The following is a 21,109-nucleotide window of genomic DNA, read 5'->3' as shown; positions in this document are numbered from 1 at the left end:
TTGGAGGCGGCGATCACAGAACGTGATCTGTCCACCTTTCAATCCGTCATGCGCGCTTCTCCACTCGCCACCCGCCGCCACCTCCACCCGCACACACCGCCGCGACTCGACGGCGGGTCGATCCAGGTCGGCGATCTGGTCGCCCGGTTCCGGGAAACCATCGACAGCGCCACGGCGATGCCGCGCAAGCAGGCCCGACTGACGCGCCTGTTGCACACCCGCGATGCCGACGGACACCCCGTCCTGTCCCGTGCGGCATCCCATCGCGACACTGTCGACACGCTGATGAAGGCGATCTTCATGTCGACGTTGCCTTTCGACGCCAAGCGCGCGCTGATGGTGCAATCGCTCCACCTCATCGGCCGCACGCCGTGCGATGCCGACGCGCTGATCGACACGATCGTCGCCGCGCTTGGCCACCTGCGCGGTGCGGAATCCTCGTCCCTCTACGACGGCCTGAACGCCGTGCTGCTCTTCACCATGCCGCCGGACATCCATTCGAGCCGCACGGCGTTCGAACTGCTGTTGACGCGTCGCGACATCGGGGCCTGCCGGACGGCCCTGATCGAGCTGATGCAGAGTGTCCGCATCGATTCGCTGACGTGTTGCCTGCGTCCGAAGGCGGGACGCGCGCTGGTGCATCGGCTGCTCGCTCACGAGGACACTGCGCCGTTGTTCCTCGACCTGGTGCTGTTGCTGCCGCGGATGCTTCCGCTCTGCTGGGCGACGACGCTCGAGAAGCTGCTCTTCGCCCGGACACGGCACGACCGCACCCCGCTGTGGACGGCCGACCTCGGCGCGCAAGGGGTTGCCGGCATCGTGATGTCGGTGCTGTATTTCATCCTCGAGCGCGACGACCTGTGCACCGAGGGCAAGTGCCGGCTGCTGATCGGCTTCGCCTCGCCGCCGGTCTGCGCACGCCGGGTCGGCTGGGCGCTGATCCAGCGCACGTACTCGACAGCCTTCGCGTCTCCTGTGCTCGACGACATCGCCGACGCGCGCCTGGTGGAGGTGGCCGTCCTCAGGCAATTCAAGCGTTGGAACGAGGCGCTGGATCCGCTCTGGGTGCAGCAGTCGGTCGCCGACGCGGTCGCACAACACCCACTGCCGCCCGCCGCCCGGGCGTCATTGCTGCAGCGGCTGCGGAACAGCCGCGGCACGGCGAACGGATCGGATCCCCGCGTCACGGCCGCGGGTCACCCGGCCGACAACAGCTCCACGGCCTGAAGCAATCGCTCCGCCTGCTGCGCAAGCGGCTGGCCTTCGCTCGCCGCCAGCCGCTGCAGCCGCTCCAGCGCCTGCCCGCGCGACAGCGAGTAGCGGTGCATCAGCACGCCGACCGCCATCGCCACCGGCTGGGCCAGCGCCTCGTGCGCGAGCGTGCCGGCCAGCGGTGCGGGCTCGCCGTCGCGCCGCTCGATCTGCGCGAAGGCCGCTTCGACCGCCGGCACGATCTGGCGAATGTCGAGCGGCTTCACGAGGTAGGCCACCGCGCCCAGCGCGCCGACCTGCGCGACGGTGTCGTCGTCGGAAAAGGCCGACAGGAACATGAACGGCATCTGGCAGTAGTCGCGCAGGTAGACGGCCACGTCGAAGCCGCTCTTGCCTTCCATGCGGATGTCGAGCAGCGCGAGATCGGGGCGGTGTTCGCGCGCCAGCAGGATCGCGTCGTCGCCGTTGTCGGCGTCGATGATGTCGTAGCCGGCCTGCGCGAGCCCGTGCGACAGCGTCGCGAGCACGAGGCGGTCGTCATCGACGACGAGGATCTTGCCTTTGTTCGTCATGGTGGGCTCGGATTGTGGCCGAAAGGCGATCTGTCCGGGGTGGATTGCATATGTGCAGCGAGGAATGGCGCGGCGGCGTTACCAAGCAAGTGCCCGAACCGACGACTTCGATCCCACCATGCAAGCCACACAGAGAGCCAGACCTTCTTCAACCCCCGTCGATGCCAAGGTGCCAGACCAGGACGGCACTCCAGCACCGTCCTTCGGCGACATGGTCGGGTCCCTCGCCATCCCGCTCGACACCCAGGAAGCCGTTGATCTTCGACAGGCCCTGGACTCCACCGGGACCCTGAAGCTGGGCAAGCTGTCGCCCGCCGCGGTAGGGGCGTTGGACGGCTTGTGGGCGTCACTGGCCGTGGCCGGCGCCCCGAAGGTGTCCAGCATCATCTTTCCCGAAGGCATGGCGGAGGTGCCGCCAGGCGTTCGAACGCTGCCGCACCTGGAACGCATCGAGTTGCCGCGCTTCGAGGGAGAGCTGGTGCACGGCGGGCTGGCCGGGCCGCTGGCGATCACGATCCATTCCGCGTCCTCGAAGCTTTTGAAGTTCGTGATCTCCAACAGCGACACGATCATCTGGTCCAACCTGAAGGAACGGCCGTGGCACTGGACTGTCAGCAACTACGACCAACAGGGCAATTTCATCGATCCGCCGACCTGCCACGAACCGCAGCGTATCGCCAGCTCTGCCAACGTGAATCCCACGGCTGACTACCAGCGGTCGATCATCGCGGCTTGCCAGACGAGCAAGGGAACCAAGGCGCTCATCAGGAAGAAGTGGCAACCTTCGAAGCGCGACCTGATGGACGCGTGGACCCTCATTCTGTGGAGGCCCGTCGACAAGAAAAAGCAGATCTCGTTGCTGCAACACCTGCAGAGGAATTGCCCGCCCATCGCGCTGGAAAACTTCCTCGTGCTGCTGGTCTCGATGCCCGCATTGACACCCGCCGACAAGACAATGCTGCTGATGAAGGCGATGGTGCCCACCGGGCAGCCGGTCGAGTCCGATCTGCAGCTTCCGGATCAGGTGGCCGACATCATCAAGAAGATGCCGGACAGTCACATCAATCCGGACCTGCTGCGGCTGGTCACCCCTTGCTGCCTGCAGTCCAGGCTGCACGACTGGGTGCGCAGCGACGCAGCAGAATTCTCCCGACTCGTCGCGAAGGTGATCGCCAGCAGCACCAGCGCGCTGCACCTGGGCTACCTGCTCGGGCCGGATCTTGCGGGCCGGACGCCGCTCCATGTCGCTGCGGCCGACGGCTGGTCGGAGGCGGCAAACGGGTTGATCACACAGGTTCTCGCTGCGAAGCATCTGACCGAAGAAGCGAGAACGCTGGTGGTCCGGGAGATGCTCGGCGCGAAAACGAAAGATGGCGACACCTTGCTGTGGCACGCCGCTGCGCGGGGCGAGGAGGTCTGCTCGAAGTTGCAGCTCCTGCTTCGCGAGGTGATTCTCAGCGGGGCGTTGACGCAGTCAGACAAGTTCCTGCTCATTGCCAAGCTGCTGCGCATCGAGCGGCCTCGTCCCGCGTTGATCGGCATCGTTCAGGACGTCGCCCTGGAGGCTGTCCTCGCGGCGGGCGACGATGGTCGCAGCGACGCGTTGAATCTGACGTTCCTGATCGACCTCCTGACCGCCACTTCCGACGGCATCAGTTCCACGATGCTCCATGACAGCATCGAGACGAATGGTCGTTCCAGCCTCATACCGATCGTGGCCGCCGTGGCTTCCTTCCCGAAAGTCGGACTGGACGGCAAGTTGCTGCCCTACCTGCTCGCCCGAACCCGCCACGGAAGAACGGCACTGCACTGCTGCTCATTGCGAAATGACGCGACGCAGGTCAAGGAGTTCGTGAACAACGTGCTCAACCTTTCCCCACAGGCGGGCGACCTGGCGCAGATCTGGACGGCCCCGGACGACAACAAGCACACGCCATTCTGGGCCGCGATCGACGCGCGCGCCTTTCGTGCGGCTGCGGCGTGGCTCGAGCTGGCCGCCTCGGCCCGGACCTCGAAACAGCCCCTGGCGCGCGCGCTCGTGGAAAGCGTCGTCCGCAACATCGACCGTGCCACGGAAGTTGAACTCAAATGCCTGCTGTCGGCCCGCGACAACGACGGGAAAGGCCTGCTTCACACCTTGGTCGCCAGCAAGCTGCACGACGCCATGACCTTCGTTGCCAACCGGTTGCTCGCCAGGAACTTCAACGAGGACACCATGGAAGCCTTGTGGACCGACGCCCTGCAGAGTGACCCGAGCGGCCCCTCGCTGCTGGTCGAGGCGCTCGCACATCGCAAAGTCCTCGACGAATTGCTCGGGTGCCTGATCGAAACGAAGAAGCTGAGCGCAGACGGCAAGCAACGCCTGCTGGCACTTCTGCTGAAGACGCCCAACGGCACGATCGATCGACACGCAAGCTTGCCCATCTCGATGGCGGTGATGAATTCCAAAGACACCACCGATGGCTGGAAGATCGCCCAGCAGGTGATGATCGACCTGCTGACCCGCGGCCCCGAGATGTCGGGAAAGCCGACGCAATTGCACCTCGTCGCCGTGAAGTCCGCGGACACGGCCCGGCCTCGAATCAGGCCCCTCTGGGCCTGCTGCGCAACAACATCATCTCGCCCTCAGCGCTCGGCGCGTACCTTGGCGCAAGGGACGAGCAAAAGAGGACGGCGTTCGATGTCGCGGTCGTGAACCGGAAAGTCGATGTCGTGGCCACGTTCCTGCATGTCGCCGCCGACGACGCTGCACACGCCGAACCCGCGGTCTTCCATGAGTTCGTCGCCGGCAGCATCGCCTCGGCCGACCAAGCCCTGTTGACCGCGTTGCTGGCGCCCGATGACACCGGCCGCACGGTCTTCCACGCCGCTGCGTCGGTGGGCGACGACCGCGCAGCGCAGTTGCTGATCACCAGCCTGCAGGCTCCCACGCTCGACGCCGACGACGTCGTCCCGCTGCTGGCGGCCGCGCTGGGCCCGGACGCGCGAACCGGCAAGACGCTGCTGGCGACGTTCGCCGGCAATCCTGCCGCCTTCGACGCGCTCCGTCCGGTGATTGCGGCACTGGCCAGGTCGCGCTGGCACGACGAGCACAAGCATGCGCTGTGGAACGCCCTCGTCGGGACGCAGCGACTTCCACGCAAGGCGGCTGCCGCGGTGCTGGAACTGCTGTCGGATGCCGTCGGTGACCTGCTGCCAGGGTCGATCCGCCAGACGCTGGAGGACTGGCAGGCCGTCACGGCGCGGGTCGCCGAGGTCGAACCGCCGATTCGCCATCCCGGCGATGCACAGTACCTGTCCGATCGCCATGTCGACATCGACCATGTCCTGCATGGCAGCATGAATCCGGAAGGCCACGCCGTCGGAGGCCATGCATCGTTGAAGGCCAACAGCAAGCGGCTGCGCATGCGCCCCGGTGCCCGCATCACCTCGCACGGCAACGACACCTTCACGGGGTTCGTCGACATCAAGCCGCCGGGCGCCGCGAGCTGGGTCGAGAAGATCGAGCCTTCGACCTTCTTCCCGCCGGCGTGGACAAGCAGGCGGATCAGGCACGAGATCGCCACCGCGCTGCGCCGTGGCGATGCCTTTGCCAGTGGCGAAGGTCCGTGGGACAGCCCTTCGGATTCCGGCGTGCGGATTCGCTTCTACAGGGATCGCAACACCGGCATGGTGACCTGCTTTCCGCTGGCCGGCTGACACGGCGCGGGCCTCACGCCGTCGCGATCCGCGCCACCCCCGGCGGCTTCAGATCGACCACCGCCACCACGCGCGGCCCCAGCGCCTCGATCGACAGCTTCGCGCTGCGCCGCGGCAGCAGCGCCCGCACCAGCCCGAGCCCGGACACCCCGCCGGGGAACTGCGCGAGGCTGAAGCCCTCGCTCAGCCGGCCCTCGTTGCCGATCAGGATCTGCACGCCGTCGTCGCCGCATGCCAGCGTGCAACTCACCGGGGCATCGCCGGGGCTGTGCTTGATCGCGTTGGTCAGCAGCTCGTTGACCGTCAGCGCGATCGGGATCGACTCGGCCTCCGGCAAGGCCCAGGCTTCCGGCTGCGGCCCCTGCACGTCGAACACGATCGTGCGGCCGAAGGTGCGCTGCACCGAGCCGGTGATCGCCTCCAGCACGCTGCGCACCCGCAGCGGGCCGCTCATGCCGACCTGCAGCCCGTAGACCTGCGCGATCGCCTGCACCTGGCCGACCACCTCGGCCATCACGCCGGCCACCTCGGGCTTGCGCGTCGCGATCTGCTGCAGCAGGCCGGCCACCCCCTGCAGGTTGTTCTTGATGCGGTGGTGCACTTCCTTCACCAGCATCTCGCGTTGCGCGATGGCCGCCTCGAAGCGCGCCTCCTGCGCGGCGCGCTGCTCGGTGACCTCGGTGGCCACCATCAGCAGCTGGTCGGCCGGCAGGCCGTCGGCCGAGAGCGGCAGGTAGCGCGCATCCCACACCTGGACCTGGCCGTCGACCTCGCTGCGGTACTCGCGCTGCGTCACGCGGCCGGCGGCCAGCGCGTCTTCCATGTCGCGGCGGCGCTCGGCGGCGATCTCCGGCGAGAAGATCTGCTCCGGCGTGCGGCCGATCAGCTGCGCCGGCGAGGTCGACGCATTGCGCGCCGCCACCTCGTTGACCTGCAGGATGCGCAGCGTGTGCGCATCGCGCAGCGTGATCGCCAGCGGCGCGGCCTCGATGATGCGCTGCAGCGACGACTGCGCCTCGGCGATGCGCGCCTCGGCCTGGCGGCGGCGCTCGATGTCGAGCAGCGCATAGGTCAGCTGCCGACCGGTGACGACCGCGTTGCCGACCACCCAGAACTCGCGGCCGTCGCGCGCCTTCACGCGGCATTCGAAGGTCTCGGCCTGGCCCTCGACCAGGTCGTCGAGGTACTCGGTGCGCAGGAACGGATGCTCCGGCTCCGGCGTCGCGACGGTGGCCATCGGCTGGCCGACGAAATCCTCCAGGTCGCCGCCGAACATGCGGCGCGCCGAGCGGTTCATCCATTCGATGCCGTCGCTGCCGACGGTGACGATGCCCACCAGCACCGAATCGAGGATGGCCCGCGTGCGCTCGGCCTGCAGCGCGACCTCGCTGGCCAGCGCCTCGAGCTCGGCCTGCTGGGCCTTCAGCCGCGTGATGTCGGTCAGCACCGCGATCAGCTCCTGGCCGTCCTCGCCCTCGCCGGCGCGCCGCACCGACAGCGAGCACCAGTGCCGCGGGCGCCCGCGCATGTCGACCGCGATCTCGGTCTCGTGCACCCGGCCGGCGGCCAGCGATTCGTCGATCTGCGCCACCAGCTGCCCCACCTGCGGCTGCGCGGCCAGCAGCTCCTGCAGGCTGCAGCCGGCCACGTCGCCGGCGCGGAAGCCGAGCAGCACCTCGAAGCGCCGGTTGCAGCGCACCAGCAGGTTGCCGCGCAGGTAGGCGATGCCGACGGTGGTGCTCTCGAGGATGGTGGTCAGCTCGCGCAGCAGCATCTCGCTGCGCTGCTGGGTCTGGTGCTGGTCGGTGATGTCGAGCGTGACGACCGAGGTGGTGCGCTTGCCCGACGCGAGCGTCGCCGGCTCGACCCGCGTCAGCAGCCAGCGCAGGCCGTGCTCCGGATGGCGGATGGCATAGCGCACCTCAGCGCGCTGGGCCAGCCGCAGCGCCTGCTGCAGCTTGTCGTACTCGGGCAGCGATTCGGGCAACACCACGTCGCGGCGGATCGACTGCAGCGCGGCGGCGGCGCCGACCGCCGACTCCGCGGCGCTGCCGAACACCGCGCCGTGCTGCACCCAGCCGGACGATTCCTGGAAGGTCGCGAGGCCGACGCCGGCGGTGTCCATCAGCGCGCCGATCTGCATCTGCGCCAGGTCGCGCTCTTCCTCGACACTGCGGTCCTCGACGATCGCCATGTAGCGGCGCTGCCCGCTGCCGCTCTGGTAGCAGCGCACGACCCCGCGCAGCCGGCGCGGCGTGCCGTCGGGCTGGCCGGACTGGCCCGGGTGATGCACCCACGCCTGCGTCTCGACCGGGCTGGAACCGGGGCGCAGCAGCGCCAGCGGCTTGCCGTCGTGCCAGGCCATCAGCTGCTGGATGCCCGCAGACGCCTCGGACATCAGCACCGGCACGTCGCCCGCCAGCGCCTCGAAGGCCGGGTTGCTGCGCACCAGCAGGCCCTGCTCGTCGAACAGCACCATGCCGACCGGGCTGAGCTCGAACCAGTCGTCGAGCTCGCGCACCGAGCGGTCGGCACGTTCGCGCGCGATGTGCTCGGCGGTGCTGTCCTGCAGGATGCTGACGGTGCGCGCGCGGCCCTGCGCATCGCTGCCGACGCGCCATGCGGCGCGGAACCAGCGCTCGCGGCCATCGGCATGGATCAGCCGGCGCTGCACCAGGCGGGTGGTGCCGGCGGCGCTCATCTGCTGGCGGTAGGCGCGGTTGAGTGCGCGGTCTTCGGGCGGCTGCAGGTCGAGCGGGTCGTGGCCGACCAGCTGCTCGCGCGTGAAGCCGGTGAACTCGAGGTAGGCGTCGTTGGCGTCGATCAGCTTGAAGTGCTCGTCCTGCAACGTGACGGGGAATGGCGCGTCCCAGAACATCGTGCCCATGTCGGGCATGGCCGGCGGCGGCGCGGCGTCGGCGGTGGGTGCCGGCACGGGAGCCGCCGCGGCCAGGCGCAGCGCGTGGCGGTCCGCGTCCAGCGGCACCAGCGCGACGCCGAAGCGGCGGCCGTCGTGCAAGGTGAGGGATTGCTGCAGCTCGCCCGCAGTGCCGCCGGCCAGCACACGCGTCACGGCAGCGACCAGCGGTTCGCCCAGCACCGGCGCGAGCTGCGCCAGTTGCCGCGCCGGCTCGCCGGGGATCAGCCGCAGCGCGGCCGTGTTGGAGAAGACGATCCGCGCGCCGCGGTCCAGCACCAGCACGGCGTCGGACAGCACGTCGAGGAGTTGGCGCAGGGCCTTGGGGTCGGAGAGGGACATCGTGTGACAGCGGCAGCCCGGCAGAGGCTGCGCGCAGTGTACGCAGCGCGAGGCGACGGGCAGGCGGAACTTGCGGTGCCGCGCGGTTACTCAAGATGGCAGCTCAATGCGGCGCCTTCGTCGCTTCAAGGACAGCCTCATGATTTCTCAGCGATGCATCCACCGCTCCCATCACAGGACAGCGGACCCGTACCTGCCGGATCCGCATCGAGATCCCGCCCTTCCCCCATGCCACGACCTCGTGGAACCCATGCCGACCATTGAACTCGGCCCGCAAACCTGCCCCTGGCCAAAGTTGACGCAACGTTGGCTGAGAACATTGCAGGGCATCCGTCGCGGCGAGTTGCGCCACCTGAAGGCCAACAACGCCACCCTGCGCCTGGCCACCGAAGCGCTGAAAATCGACACGGTGTCCTCGATGTCCGTCAGACTGACGCCGCCCCTCGCTGAGGCCGACTTCACGGCCTTCGCCGCAGCGGTGCAGCACAGCCACCTGAACGCGATCCGGGTCGTCTGGGCGTCGGATTCAGACTTGGAGATGGACGACTCGGGCAGCGAGCCGTTCATGCCATCGGATGATGAGGAGAAGGAGCCCGCCAGCGACCAGCCGCTGCAGCTGATCGACGCGGTGCGGCGCAACGATCGCATCCGGGTGGTCGCGTTGGAACTGGACGGGAGCCCACCCCATCCCGAGGTGCTGAATTGCCTGCGCGACCTGAACGGCCGGGAAATCCACCTGTCCCTCGGCACCCACCGCGGACCCTGGTCGGCCCATCGACTGCCGGACGCCCTGCGCTCCCTGACCACCAACGGCAGCCCCGTCTTGCGCTGCTTGTCGCTGGTGGTGGGGGACGTCGACCACGCGTCGACGGGCTGGCTCGGCGAACTCCAGCAGCTGCCTTCGGTGGAACTCGCCGAGTTGAATCTGTGCTTCTCCAGCATTCCAAGCCGCAAGCTGGCCTTGCAGCTCCTCGTCCACTTCATCCAGAACCATCAGTTGCACACGCTGGTGCTGAAGGGCGCCCCCTCGACACATCCGTCCAAAGCATTCCTGTCTGGCGGCGAGATGCAGGCCATCCTGCTCGCCTTGGAACGCAACACGACGCTGACCACCCTCCAGATCGACATCTCCTGTTCGAAGGAAGGGCTCTTCAAGCCGACCGACACGGGAAAGATCGCGTTGGCCAGACTGCTGGGCCGCAACCTGGTCGCACTTCATCACCGCAACCTGGACACGCCGAGGGAACCGCGCGCCAGCGCGTCGAAACGCCGGCGCATCGCCCGGCACCACCAATTGCCGATTTGGTCGCAGGACCGCGCCATCACGATGCTTTACACCTCTCGGCTGCAAGACTTGTGGAGTGCCGTCGGACGTTCGCAGGCGCTGGAACGGCAGTTGCCGGAGAACGACCAGGCCCGGCAGCAATACATCTCCGAAGTCATCGCATGGAAGGCCACGCGGCTTCAGCGGGAGATGAAGAGCAAGCTGGGCCATACCCCTGCGGCGCAGGTCGACGAGCAGTTGGCCGCGCTGCGGCAGGCAGCAGGCGTGGAGCCTGGCTACCACGTGACCGGCAAACCCGCGCGCGAATTCGAATTCGATTGATCCGGCATCGCACGTCCCGTGCGCTGCCGCTCGCTCGCTGGCTCAGTCGATCTGCGACGCCGACGTCAGCGCCCCCAGCACCGCCCGGTTGATCTCGCTGACGCTCAGCATCAGCGTGTCGGCCGCGGTGCGGAAGTCGTACAGCGATTCATGCTCCACCGCCTGCACCAGGTCGAAGTACGGCTGGTACGGGCCGGTGCCGTCGACCAGCGCTTGGTAGACGCGCTCGGGCACCGGAATCGTCTTCATCAGGTCGGAGAACGGCTGCTTGAACATCCGGTCGAGCAGCGAGAACACGCCGCAGATGAACATCTCGTTGCGCATCTCCTCGTCGCCCGACGAGCGCACCAGCTCTTCCATCAGCAGCCCGCGGCGCACCGCCGCGAACATCACCGGCTTCATGTTGACGTCCTTGCCGGCGGTGGCCAGCAGCAGCGCCAGCCAGCGCTTCAGGCGCTGGTAGCCGAGCATCATGATCGCGTGGCGGAACGAGCTGATCTCGACACGCAGCCCGAAGGCCGGCGAGTTGATGTAGCGCATCAGCTTGAAGGCGAGCGACGGGTCGCGCTTCAGCGTGTTCTCGAGCTTCTCGATCGGGTCCTGCGCGTCCACGCGCTGGATCAGCTCGACGATCACCTGCAGGTCGATCTGCACCGCCGACTTGCCCTTGGCCTGCGCCTCGTGGATGGCGTCGTCGATCGGCCAGCCGAGCACCGCGGCGGCGCCGCGCGAGAAGCTGGCTTCCATGTCGGCCAGGTTGCGCACGCCCGACTGCACGTGCGAGATGTTGCGGGTGACACCGGCCGGCGCCACGTTGCCGGTTTCATTGACGCGGCGGTCGTCGGCCAGGTCGATCAGCGAGAACTTGAAGCAGGGCAGCAGCTCGCGCGGCAGTTCCTTCATCGGCCGGCCCTTCAGCAACAGCGTGTTGCCGCCCCGGTGCAACGCCTGCAGCGCCGCGACGTTGGCTTCGTCGCAGGCCATGAAGGCCGGGATCTCGATCATCAGGTTGGCCGACGGGCTCGCGCCCATCAGGTCCTGCAGCAGGCTTTCGCTGACGATGTTCAGCGACGCCCGGCCGCCGTCGGCCGGCCACACGCCGCCCACGGCGTGCAGCAACTGCGCCACATCGGGTTTCAGCTCGGGGCGCAGCGGATAGATCGTCAGGCGGGTGGCCGTCACGGCGCGGCTGCGGTCGATGAACGGCGAATAGCCGAGGGCGACCTGCCCGAGTGTGGCGTTGTCAGTCACGCGAAGTTCTCCAGGATCAAAAAGGAAGGCGCCGAAGGCGCTTCGGGGGTGGGCCTCACCCGCCGCTCAGGTAGTTGAACAGCGACAGTTTCTGCACCATCGTGTAGGCCTTGAGCGAGGCATCGTACCCGGTCTGCTGGTTCGCGAAGTCCGAAATTGCGCTCGTCATGTCCAGGTCCTCGGCATCCGAGCGCGCCGTCTTGCTCGACAGCTGCAGCGAGTCCAGCCGCCCGGTGACGCCGTCGATGCGGTTCAGCGTCTCGCCGACACGGGTGCGCGCGCCCGAGATGTTGGCCATCACCTGGTCGAGGTTGGCCAGGTTGTCCGCATTCGACTGCGCGATCTGCGTGCCGTTGCGCAGCGGCGTCTTCAGGTCGGCGATCGCCTTGTCGAGCGTGTCGAACACGGTCTGGCCGGTGACCGACGGCGTGATCGTGAATTCGTCCAGGTCGGCCGGGTTGCCGGCGATGTTGGCCGACATGCCGTCGATCTGGATCGCCTGGCCGGGCTTGAACGGCATGCCGACCTGCGCGGTCGGTGCACCGTCCTGCAGGATCGAATAGGTGGTGGTGCCGCCGGTGACGCTGAACTGGATGCTGTAGGTCGAGCCGGTCAGCGCCGACGGATTGGTGACGCGCCCGCTGTCGATCCACGCGGTGCCGGTCGCGGTCACGGCATGGGTGTCGAACACGCCGTTGCCGGAGCGGGCCTGCATCCAGATCTGGTCGCCGTTGGTGGTGATCGGCAGCGCTTCGTCGGACGCCACCTCGGCCTCGCCGTCGCCGCCCTGGTAGACGACGCCGCCGGCCGCATCGAGGAACGGCGCCTGGCCGGCGCCCTGCCCGCCGAACAGGTAGGTGCCGGCGCCGTCGGCCCGGTTCGCCACCGCCATCAACTGCTTGCGCAGTTCGCTGATCTTGTCGGACAGGCCCTTGCGCTCGGCGTCGGTGTAGGTGGCGTTGCCGGCGGCAATCAGCGTCTCGCGCACCTGCTGCAGCAGGTCGGTCGCGTCGCCGAGCGCGCTTTCGGTCAGCGTCATCGCGTTCTTGCTGGCGTCGACCGCGCGCTGGCCGGCGACGGCCCGCTTTTCGGCCGCCAGCGCCCGCTCGGCACGCGCTGCGGCGGCCGGGTCGTCGCTGGCGCGGTTGACGCGCTTGCCGGTGGTGAGCTGCTCCTGGGCCGAGCTCAGGTCGTCCTGCCGCTTCATCAGCTGCTGGAGCGAGGCGTCGTAGGAGTTGGAGGTGCTGATGCGCATGTTGTCGAGGTCCCGGATCAGCCTGCCGCGGTCTGCAGCAGGGTGTCGAACACTTGCTGAGCGACCTGCAGCATCTTGGCTGCGGCCTGGTAGCTCTGCTGGTACTGGATCAGCTTGGCGGCCTCTTCGTCGAGGTTGACGCCCGATTTGTTGGCGCGCGCCGATTCGGCCTGCGTTGCGGCGGAATCGGAGATGCTCGCCGCGGTCTGCGCGCTCTGCACGCGCACGCCGATGTCCGACAGCGCACTCGCGTACGCGTCGGTGATGGTCTTGCCCGGCGTCACCGTGCCGTTGGCCAGCGTGCTGCCGCCGACGATGCCCTTGGTGCCGATGCCGACGAAGGCCAGCGCATTGCCGTTGTTCGCCTCGGTCGACGTGGTCGGCTTCACCGCCACCGTGTCGCCGGTCTTCGGCACGCCGTTCAGCTTCAACTCGAAGCCGTTCAGCGCGATCGGCGAGCCGGCGGTCCAGGTGCCGGTGCCGGCGGACACCTGCGCGCCGGTCGAATCGAGCAGCTCCCAGTTGTAGTCGCCGGTGTCGGAGGTGAAGCTGACGTTGGCCGTCAGCGTGCGGTCGAGCGAATTGCTCACCGCGGCCAGCGACGCCAGCGTCGCGGTGCCCTTGTTGGTGGCCGCGAAGGTCGAGGTCACCGGCGATGCCGCGGCGATGCCGTTGGGATCGCTCAGCACCGCGCGCATGTCCTTGGCCGCATTGCCCACCGGCTGCAGCAGCGTGCGGTCGCCGGCCACCGAGGCGCCGGCCGTCATCTGGATCGTCATGCCGTCGACCGTGATGCCGGCGGCCATCTGCGCGGCGCTGAACGGGCTGCCGACCGCCGCGGTGTTGTCCGACAGCCGCGTCAGCGAGTAGTTGGTGCCGTCGAACTGCAGCTCGTAGTCGCTCGCCTGCACCTGCGTGGTGTCGGTCAGCGTGACGCCGAAGACCGCGTCGCCGGCATTGCTGGCGGCCGGCAGCGAGCGCGGCGCGCCCACCGCATACAGCGGCGAGCCGAAGTTGGCCGGCTTGCCCATGTCGAGGCCGAGCGACTGCTGCTGGTTGACCGCGCCGCTGATCGCCGCGGCCATCTGGCCGAGCAGGTTGCGCGCGTCGACCAGGTCGTCGTTCTGGAAGCGCAGCATGCCGGAGATCGAACCGTCGCTCAGCGCATCCTGCGGGATCATCGACGACAGGCCGCTGCCGACGCTGATGCCCAGCTGCACCTTCGACGGGTCGTAGGCGTCGGGCACCGTCGTCAGCTTGTTCGCGTTCGCGCCCAGCACCAGCGCCTGGCCACCGCCGACGAACACGCCGATGCTGCCGTTGTCGGCCTTGATCGTCGTCACGCCGATGTAGCCGCTGATCTGGCTGATCAACGTGTCGCGCTTGTCCAGCAGGTCGTTCGGCGGCTGGCCGGTGCCGTTCAGCGCCTGGATCTGCTCGTTCAGCTTGCCCACCTGCTGGGCCAGGCTGTTGACGGTGTCGACCGAACTCTTGATGTCCTGCGTGACGCCGGTCTGGATGCTCTGCAGCTGGTCGCCCGCGGCCGCGAACTTGTTGGCCAGCTCCTTCGCACGGGCGATCACCACCTGGCGCGCCGACGAATCGGCCGGCTGGTTGGCGACGTCGACGAACGCGTTCAGCAGCTCGCCGGCCGAGTAGCCGACGCCCGACTTGCCGGTGCCGAACACCGACTCGATCTGCTTCAGCTGCTCGGCACGCGCGGCGTCGCCGGCGGCGGTGGCCTTGGTGGCCGAGGCCTGCGTCGTCAGGAAGCTGTTGTACGAGCGGATGACCGAACTCACGTTGACGCCCTTGCCGAAGAAGCCGGCGCCGGTGAACTGGCCCTTCGCGGTCTCCAGCACCACCTGCTGGCGCGAGTAGCCCTCGGTGTTGGCGTTCGCGATGTTGTTGCCGGTGGCCTGCAGCGCCGCGTAGTTGGCGAACATCGCCCGCGTGCCGATGCCCAGTAGTGCCGAGGAGCTCATGCGTCGGTTCCTCGCTTACGCGGTGGCGCGCTGCAGGCGCAGCGTGGTGTTGATCATGTTGGTCAGCTTCTTCGCGTACTCCGGGTCGGTCGCGTAGCCCGCGCGCTGCAGCCCGTGCGCGAAGCCCTGGGCCGAGTTGCCGGCCGCCACCACCTTCGAGTAGCGCGGGTTGTCCTTCATCAGCTTCGCGTAGTCCTTGAACGACTCCTCGTAGCTGGCGTAGGCGCGGAACTTGGCCTGCACCTTGTGCGGCTGGCCGTTGACGACCTCGGTGGTCGTGACCGTCGTGGTCGGGCCGGTCCAGTCCTTGCCCGCCTTGATGCCGAACAGGTTGAACGAGCTGCTGCCGTCGGTGTTCCGGATCTCGTGCCGGCCCCAGCCGGATTCGTGCGCTGCCTGCGCGACCATGAAGGTCGCCGGGATGCCGGTCTCGGCCTCGGCCGCCTTCGCGGCACTGTCGTGCAGCTTCAGGAAGCCGACCTGGCGCTCCTTGCCCTGCAGAGAAGCCGGCAGCGGCGCGGTGCCGGTCTGGCCGGTGGCGGCCACCGTCTGCGCCGAGGCCGAGTCCTTGGCCATGTTGGCCAGCGGCTCGCCGAGCTGGCGTTCCAGGTGCTTGGCAATCATCTCCGACAGCCCGCCCGGGCGGCCGCTCAGCGACTGCGCGAGCTGCGTGTCCAGCAGCTCGGTGCCCATCTGCGTGCCGGAGTTCTCGAGCATTCCGGAACTCAGCGTCGCCTGGCGCATGCTCTTCATCAGCTGCTGCATGAAGAGGCCCTCGAACTGCTTCGCGGTCTCCTTGATCGCGGCCTTCGGGTCCTTCGACGCGCTGTAGCGCAGCGCATCGACCCCCTTGGTGTCGCTCGCGAGGCTCTGGCTCTGCAGGCCGGGTTGGATCGGGTTGATCGCCATCAGATCACCTCGAGTTCAGCGTTGAGGGCACCGGCGCTCTTCATCGCCTGAAGGATCGCCAGCAGGTCCATCGGCGTCGCGCCGAGCGCGCTCAGCGCCTTCACCACGTCGGCCAGCTTCGCGCTGGCCGGCAGCTGGATCAGCGTGCCGGCCTCCTGCTTGATCGTGATGTCGGCCTTTTCCTTCGTGACGGTGCTGCCGCCGCTGGACAGCGGCGACGGCTGGCTGATCACCGGCGTCGTGCTGATCGTCACCGACAGGTTGCCGTGCGCGACCGCGCAGGCGCTCAGCGTGACGGTCTGGTTCATCACCACCGAACCGGTGCGGGCGTTGATCACCACCTTGGCGGCCGGCGCGGCCAGCTCCAGCGGCAGGTTCTCGATGTCGGCCAGGAAGCCGACGCGCGCGTCCGGCGAGGCCGGCATGCGCACGCGCACGACGCGGCCGTCGATCGCATGCGCGGTGTCGGCGCCCATCTTCGCGTTGATCGTGCGCGCCACTTCGCGCGCGGTGCTGAAGTCGCTGGCGTTCAGGTCCAGCTGCAGGAATTCGCCCTGGTTCAGCGGCGTGGCCACCGCCCGTTCGACCGTCGCGCCCTCGGGCACCCGGCCGGCACTCAGGTGGTTGATCTGCACCTTGGAGCCGGCCGCCGACGCACCGGCACCGCCGACGATCAGGTTGCCCTGCGCGAGCGCGTAGATCTGGCCGTCGGCGCCTTTCAGCGGCGTCGCGATCAGCGTGCCACCGCGCAGCGACTTGGCATTGCCCATCGACGAGACGTTGATGTCGATCGTCTGGCCCGGCTGCGCGAACGGCGGCAACTGCGCCGTCACCATCACCGCGGCGACGTTCTTGACCTGCATCGTGGTGCCCGGCGGCACGGTGACGCCCATCTGCTGCAGCAGCGCGTTCAGGCTCTGCTGCGTGAAAGGGGTGGAGGTGGTCTGGTCGCCGGTGCCGTCGAGGCCGACGACGAGGCCGTAGCCGACCAGCTGGTTGGCGCGCACGCCCTGGACGGCGGCGACTTCCTTGATGCGGGCCGCCTGCGACGGCATCGGCCACCACAGCGCCGCGCTGGCCGCGACGACCGTCAGGCTGATCATCAGCCGCAGGAGCTTTTCGGTGGCAGTGGTGTGGGTGGTTTGCATATCGGCTTCATCGCAGGATGAAACCGATTCTGCGGAAACTTAAATGGGCAGAACGTTCAAAAAGAACCGCCCGAGCCAGCCTATTCCCTGGGCATCGGCCTGCGCGCCACGGCCGCGGTGCTCGATGCGCACGTTGGCGATCTGCGCCGACGCGACGCTGTTGCCCGGCTGGATCGCCCGCGGGTCGACCTGGCCCGAGAAGCGCAGCACGTCGACGTTCTGGTTGACGCCGATCTGCTTCTCGCCCGCCACCACCAGGTGGCCGTTCGACAGGACTTCCGTCACGGTCGCGGTGATGATGCCGGAGAAGTCGTTGGTGTTCTCGGTGCTGCCCTTGCCGGCGAAGGTGTTGGCCGAGTTTCCGGCCGCGTTCGAGCGCAGCAACGCGTTCGGGTTGACCAGCGGCAGCGCACTGACGCCGGCCGCCACCGAGCCGCTCTTGTCGATGGTGCTGGTGCTCTTCTGGCTGGCCGAGACTTTTTCCACGATCTGCACCGTCAGCGTGTCGCCGACGAGCCGTGCGCGGTAGTCCTCGAACAGCGGCCGGTACTGGCCCGACTGGAAGATCGAGCCGTTGTTGACCGACGGCGCCGCGACCGCTTCCGGCCGCGCACGCGTCGGCTCGGCCACGTCGACCTTGGGCAGCGGATAGAGCGTGCTGCAGCCGGCGAGCAGGGCCGGCACGGCGAGAAGAGCAATTCGCTTCATGACGGTCTTTACAGTTGGCTGAGTTTCTGGAGCATCTGGTCGGAGGTCGTGATCGCCTTCGAATTGAGTTCGTAGGCGCGCTGGGTCTGGATCATCGAGACCAGTTCCTCGACCGGGTTGACGTTCGACGTCTCGACAAAGCCCTGCTGCACCAGGCCCAGGCCGTTCAGCCCCGGCGTGCCGGCGCTCGGCGTGCCGGAGGCGGCGGTCTCGGTGAACAGGTTCTGGCCCTTCGGCTCCAGGCCGGCCGGGTTGATGAAGTTCGTCAGCTGCATCTGGCCGACGGTCTGCGGCGCCGACTGGCCCGGCAGCGTCACCGTGACGGTGCCGTCGTTGCCGATGCTCACGCTCTGCGCGTTGGCCGGGATCGTGATGCCGGGCTGCACGGTGTAGCCGTTGTTGGTCACCAGCTTGCCGGTCGAGTCGACCTGGAACGAACCGTCGCGGGTGTACGCGTTGGTGCCGTCGGGCATCTGGATCTCGAAGAAGCCGCTGCCGCGCACCGCCACGTCCAGCGTGTTGCCGCTCTGCTGAAGGTTGCCCTGGCTGAAGCTGCGCGAGGTCGCGACCGCACGCGTGCCCAGCCCGACCTGGTAGCCGGTCGGCAGCGTGGTCTGCTCGCTGCTGTTGGAACCGGCCTGGCGCAGGTTCTGGTACATCAGGTCCTCGAACACCACGTGCGACTTCTTGTAGCCGTTGGTGGCCGAGTTGGCGAGGTTGTGCGAGATGGCGTCCAGCTGGGCCTGCTGGGCCTCCATGCCGGACTTGGCCGTCCAGAGTGAATTCAACATGGTGAGGGTTCCTTCGGTTCAGCGGGAGGTCAATTCATCGACAGCAGTTGCGCGGCGGCCTTCTCGTCGCCCTCCGCGGTCTGCAGCATCTTCATCTGCGATTCGAACTGGCGCGCCGCGGCGATCATCGACACCATGGTCTCGATCGGGCTGACGTTCGAGCCCTCGAGCGCACCGTCCTGCACGCGGGCATTCGGGTCGGCCTGCAGGTCGCCATTGGCCGAGCGGAACAGGCCGTCGGTGCCGCGTTCGAGCGGCGTGTCTTCGGTGGCGGTGACCAGCTTCAGCTTGCCGACCGCGGTGATCTTCCCGTCGATGCCCTTGGCACTGACGGTGCCGTCGGCGCCGACCGAGATCTCGGTGTTGGCCGGCACCTGGATCGGGCCGCCGTCGCCGAGCACCGGCAGGCCGCTGCGCGTGGTCAGCGTGCCGTCGGCCGTGATGTCGAGCGAGCCGCCGCGGGTGTAGCCCTCGGTGCCGTCGAGCGCCTGCACCGACAGCCAGCTGTTGCCCTTCACTGCGACGTCGAGGTTGCGGCCGGTGGCGGTGACCGGGCCGGGCGTCGCGTCGTAGCCGGGCGTGGTTTCTAGCGCATAGACGCGGGTGCTGGCGCCGCTGCCGAGCACCGGCACCGCGCGGAACGCCGCCAGCTCGGACTTGAAGCCCGGCGTCGACGCGTTCGCGAGGTTGTGCGACAGCGTGTCCTGGCGCTGCATCATGGCCTTCGCGCCCGACATCGACAGGTAGATCATGCGGTCCATGGCAGCTCCTCAGCGTTCGCGGCGATCAGCGCAGGTTGACCAGCGTCTGCAACACCTGGTCCTGCGTCTTGATGGTCTGCGCGTTGGCCTGGTAGGTGCGCTGCGCGGTCATCATGTTGACCAGCTCGGCGGTCAGGTCGACGTTCGATTCCTCGAGCGCGCCCGACTGCAGCACGCCCATGTTGCCTTCCGACGGCACGCCCAGGATCGGATCGCCCGACTCGTAGCTGCGCGACCAGTTGTTGCCGCCCAGCGGCTTCAGGCCTTGCGCGTTGCGGAAGTTCGCGAGCTCCATCTGGCCGGCCGGCTTGGACTGGCCGTTCGAATACGTCGCCATCACGATGCCGTTGTCCTCGATCGACAGGCCCGACAGCTGGCCCGGCGCGTAGCCGTCCTGCTTCAGGTCGGTCACGCCGAAGCCGGCGCCGTACTGCGTCGCGCTGCCCAGGTTGAGCTGCACGCCGCTGATCGCGAGCGTCTCGGCACCGGCCGCATTGGTCGTCGCCGGGATGTCCAGCGTCACCGCGCCGACCGGGGCGGTCGGGTTGCCGCCGTTGGTCGGGAACTGCAGCGTCGTGACCGGGGCCGGGTCGCCGGCGCCGTCGACCGCCAGCGAGGTGCCGTTGGCCGTCACGTAGACGTTCCACTGGTCGGTGCCGGCCTTCTGGAAGTAGTAGGTCAGCGCGACGTCCTGGCCCTTCGCGTCGTAGACGGTCAGCGAGGTCGCGTTGTTGTAGGTCTTCGCGTCGGTCAGGTTGATCTGCGGCGTGGTCGCCGGCAGCGTCGTCGCGGCACGCGAGTCGAGGTTCATCTCGAGCGTGATGTTCTTCGTCGCGGCCGGGTCGATGCCGGCCGTGGGCAGCTGCAGCGGCACGGCCTGGCCGGGCTGGATGGTGCCGGTGCCGTCGGCCTTGTAGCCCATTAGCTTCAACCCGCCGTTGCTGACGATGTAGCCGTCCTTGTTGACCTGGAACTGGCCGTTGCGCGAGTACACCGTGGTGCCGTTGTCGTTCAGCTGGAAGAAGCCCGAGCCGTTGATCGCCACGTCGAGCGAGCTTTCGGTGGTCGTGATGCTGCCCTGCGAGAACTGCTGCGTCACCGCGGCCAGGTTCACGCCGATGCCGATCTTGTTGGCACCCGAGCCGTTCATCGCGGCGGCGTACATGTCGGCGAACTCGGCGCGCGAGGCCTTGGCGCCGAAGGTGTTGGCGTTGGCGACGTTGTTGCCGATGACTTCGAGGTTCTTGCTCGAAGCGTTCAGACCGGAGAGACCTTGCTGGAAGCCCATGGTGGTGTCCTTAGTTGAATGCCTTGACCTGGTCGTAGGTGACGCCGCCGGCCTTTTCGAGGTCCAGCACCAGGCTGTTGTTGGCCGTGCTGATCGCGTTGACCTTGTCACGCATCAGGGCGGTGCTCTTGAGGGTGTTGGCCCCGCTCGTGGCCGTGACCTTGAAGGTGATGCCGCTGGTGTTGTCGTAGCTGCCGGCGTCCCAGTCGAAGCTGTGCATGCCGCTGCCCTGCGCGCCGAGGTTCAGCGTCTGCAGCGTCTGGCCGGCGGCGTTCTGCACCTCGATCTTCACGTTGTCGGCGGCGGCATCGATCTGGAAGCCGCCCTGGCCGACCTTGTCGGCGATGTCCATCTTGTTGCCCGGCACGATCACTTCGCGGCCGACCAGCGAGGCGCCCTGCACCGCCTGCATCTGCAGGAACTGGGTCGACAGGCTGCCGACCGTGCCGTTCAGCTTCTCGATGCCGCTGACCGTGTTGATCTGCGCGATCTGGCTGGTGACCTGCGCGTTGTCCATCGGGTTCAGCGGGTCCTGGTTCTGCATCTGCGCGACCAGAAGCTTCAGGAAGCGCTCCGAACTCTCGGCCGCGGTGGTGGCGCTCGGGTCGGTGGACGACTTCGTGTTCAGCGCGGCGTAGTTGTTGGTGACGGTGTCGACGGCCATG

Annotated in this window: 16 protein-coding genes; 4 read left to right on the top strand and 12 right to left on the bottom strand. The window is 68.0% G+C overall.

Annotation, left to right across the window (positions count from 1 at the left end; translation table 11 throughout):
• The gene (locus ASC98_RS12730; protein ID WP_157598104.1) at positions 1 to 1,227 is read left to right on the top strand and encodes a hypothetical protein; all 1,227 of its coding nucleotides are present in this window, start codon (positions 1 to 3) and stop codon (positions 1,225 to 1,227) included.
• Here ASC98_RS12730 and ASC98_RS12725 read toward each other — a convergent pair.
• Positions 1,197 to 1,784, bottom strand: a complete 588-nt coding sequence (locus tag ASC98_RS12725) for an ANTAR domain-containing response regulator (protein WP_056802550.1) — start codon at positions 1,782 to 1,784, stop codon at positions 1,197 to 1,199. The two genes, ASC98_RS12730 and ASC98_RS12725, sit on opposite strands and share 31 nt — an antisense overlap.
• A 118-nt stretch (positions 1,785 to 1,902) precedes the next feature.
• Between ASC98_RS12725 and ASC98_RS12720 the strand changes: the two genes are divergently transcribed.
• Positions 1,903 to 4,479 carry a hypothetical protein gene (locus ASC98_RS12720; RefSeq protein WP_157598105.1) on the top strand — a complete coding sequence of 859 codons (2,577 nt, stop codon included), beginning with the start codon at positions 1,903 to 1,905 and terminating at the stop codon, positions 4,477 to 4,479.
• Positions 4,480 to 4,496: 17 nt separating this feature from the next.
• Positions 4,497 to 5,483 carry an EndoU domain-containing protein gene (locus ASC98_RS12715; protein ID WP_162252891.1) on the top strand — a complete coding sequence of 329 codons (987 nt, stop codon included), beginning with the start codon at positions 4,497 to 4,499 and terminating at the stop codon, positions 5,481 to 5,483.
• Positions 5,484 to 5,496: 13 nt separating this feature from the next.
• On the opposite strand, the gene ASC98_RS12710 is transcribed toward ASC98_RS12715, so the two are convergent.
• Positions 5,497 to 8,742: a PAS domain S-box protein gene (locus ASC98_RS12710; protein WP_057480077.1), complete on the bottom strand. Its 3,246-nt coding sequence runs from the start codon at positions 8,740 to 8,742 to the stop codon at positions 5,497 to 5,499.
• 250 nt (positions 8,743 to 8,992) lie between these two features.
• Here ASC98_RS12710 and ASC98_RS12705 point away from each other — a divergent pair, with 250 nt between their 5' ends.
• Positions 8,993 to 10,348, top strand: coding sequence for a hypothetical protein (locus tag ASC98_RS12705; RefSeq protein ID WP_157598107.1), 1,356 nt, complete (start codon positions 8,993 to 8,995; stop codon positions 10,346 to 10,348).
• A 42-nt stretch (positions 10,349 to 10,390) separates the two neighbouring features.
• Here the strand turns inward: ASC98_RS12705 and ASC98_RS12700 are convergent, their stop codons facing one another.
• From ASC98_RS12700 to ASC98_RS12655, 10 genes are all read right to left on the bottom strand, one after another.
• The gene (locus ASC98_RS12700) at positions 10,391 to 11,599 is read right to left on the bottom strand and encodes an EAL and HDOD domain-containing protein (protein ID WP_056802534.1); all 1,209 of its coding nucleotides are present in this window, start codon (positions 11,597 to 11,599) and stop codon (positions 10,391 to 10,393) included.
• 55 nt (positions 11,600 to 11,654) lie between these two features.
• Positions 11,655 to 12,854 carry a flagellar hook-associated protein FlgL gene (flgL, locus tag ASC98_RS12695; protein ID WP_056802529.1) on the bottom strand — a complete coding sequence of 400 codons (1,200 nt, stop codon included), beginning with the start codon at positions 12,852 to 12,854 and terminating at the stop codon, positions 11,655 to 11,657.
• Positions 12,855 to 12,871: 17 nt separating this feature from the next.
• Positions 12,872 to 14,839, bottom strand: coding sequence for a flagellar hook-associated protein FlgK (gene flgK, locus ASC98_RS12690; RefSeq protein ID WP_056802526.1), 1,968 nt, complete (start codon positions 14,837 to 14,839; stop codon positions 12,872 to 12,874).
• Between the two features lie 15 nt (positions 14,840 to 14,854).
• Positions 14,855 to 15,748 carry a flagellar assembly peptidoglycan hydrolase FlgJ gene (gene flgJ, locus ASC98_RS12685; protein ID WP_056802524.1) on the bottom strand — a complete coding sequence of 298 codons (894 nt, stop codon included), beginning with the start codon at positions 15,746 to 15,748 and terminating at the stop codon, positions 14,855 to 14,857.
• Complete coding sequence (locus ASC98_RS12680) at positions 15,748 to 16,851, bottom strand: flagellar basal body P-ring protein FlgI (protein ID WP_200953086.1); 1,104 nt, start codon at positions 16,849 to 16,851, stop codon at positions 15,748 to 15,750. Before ASC98_RS12680 ends, flgJ begins: the two co-directional genes overlap by 1 nt.
• An 84-nt stretch (positions 16,852 to 16,935) precedes the next feature.
• Positions 16,936 to 17,604, bottom strand: a complete 669-nt coding sequence (locus ASC98_RS12675; protein ID WP_056802519.1) for a flagellar basal body L-ring protein FlgH — start codon at positions 17,602 to 17,604, stop codon at positions 16,936 to 16,938.
• 8 nt (positions 17,605 to 17,612) lie between these two features.
• Positions 17,613 to 18,395: a flagellar basal-body rod protein FlgG gene (flgG, locus tag ASC98_RS12670; RefSeq protein ID WP_056802516.1), complete on the bottom strand. Its 783-nt coding sequence runs from the start codon at positions 18,393 to 18,395 to the stop codon at positions 17,613 to 17,615.
• A gap of 29 nt (positions 18,396 to 18,424) precedes the next feature.
• A complete protein-coding gene (flgF, locus tag ASC98_RS12665) occupies positions 18,425 to 19,156 on the bottom strand; it encodes a flagellar basal-body rod protein FlgF (RefSeq protein WP_056802514.1) in 732 nt (243 codons plus the stop codon).
• 25 nt (positions 19,157 to 19,181) lie between these two features.
• On the bottom strand, positions 19,182 to 20,444 hold the full coding sequence (gene flgE / locus ASC98_RS12660) for a flagellar hook protein FlgE (RefSeq protein ID WP_056802513.1): 1,263 nt from the start codon (positions 20,442 to 20,444) through the stop codon (positions 19,182 to 19,184).
• A 10-nt stretch (positions 20,445 to 20,454) separates the two neighbouring features.
• The gene (locus tag ASC98_RS12655; protein ID WP_056802510.1) at positions 20,455 to 21,108 is read right to left on the bottom strand and encodes a flagellar hook assembly protein FlgD; all 654 of its coding nucleotides are present in this window, start codon (positions 21,106 to 21,108) and stop codon (positions 20,455 to 20,457) included.
• Position 21,109: the final 1 nt, after the last annotated feature.

This window comes from Rhizobacter sp. Root1238, from assembly GCF_001425825.1.
Taxonomy (GTDB): Bacteria; Pseudomonadota; Gammaproteobacteria; order Burkholderiales; family Burkholderiaceae_C; genus Rhizobacter.
The sequence above is the reverse complement of the archived record's forward strand: the minus strand, read 5'-3'. Positions and strand labels throughout refer to the sequence as shown.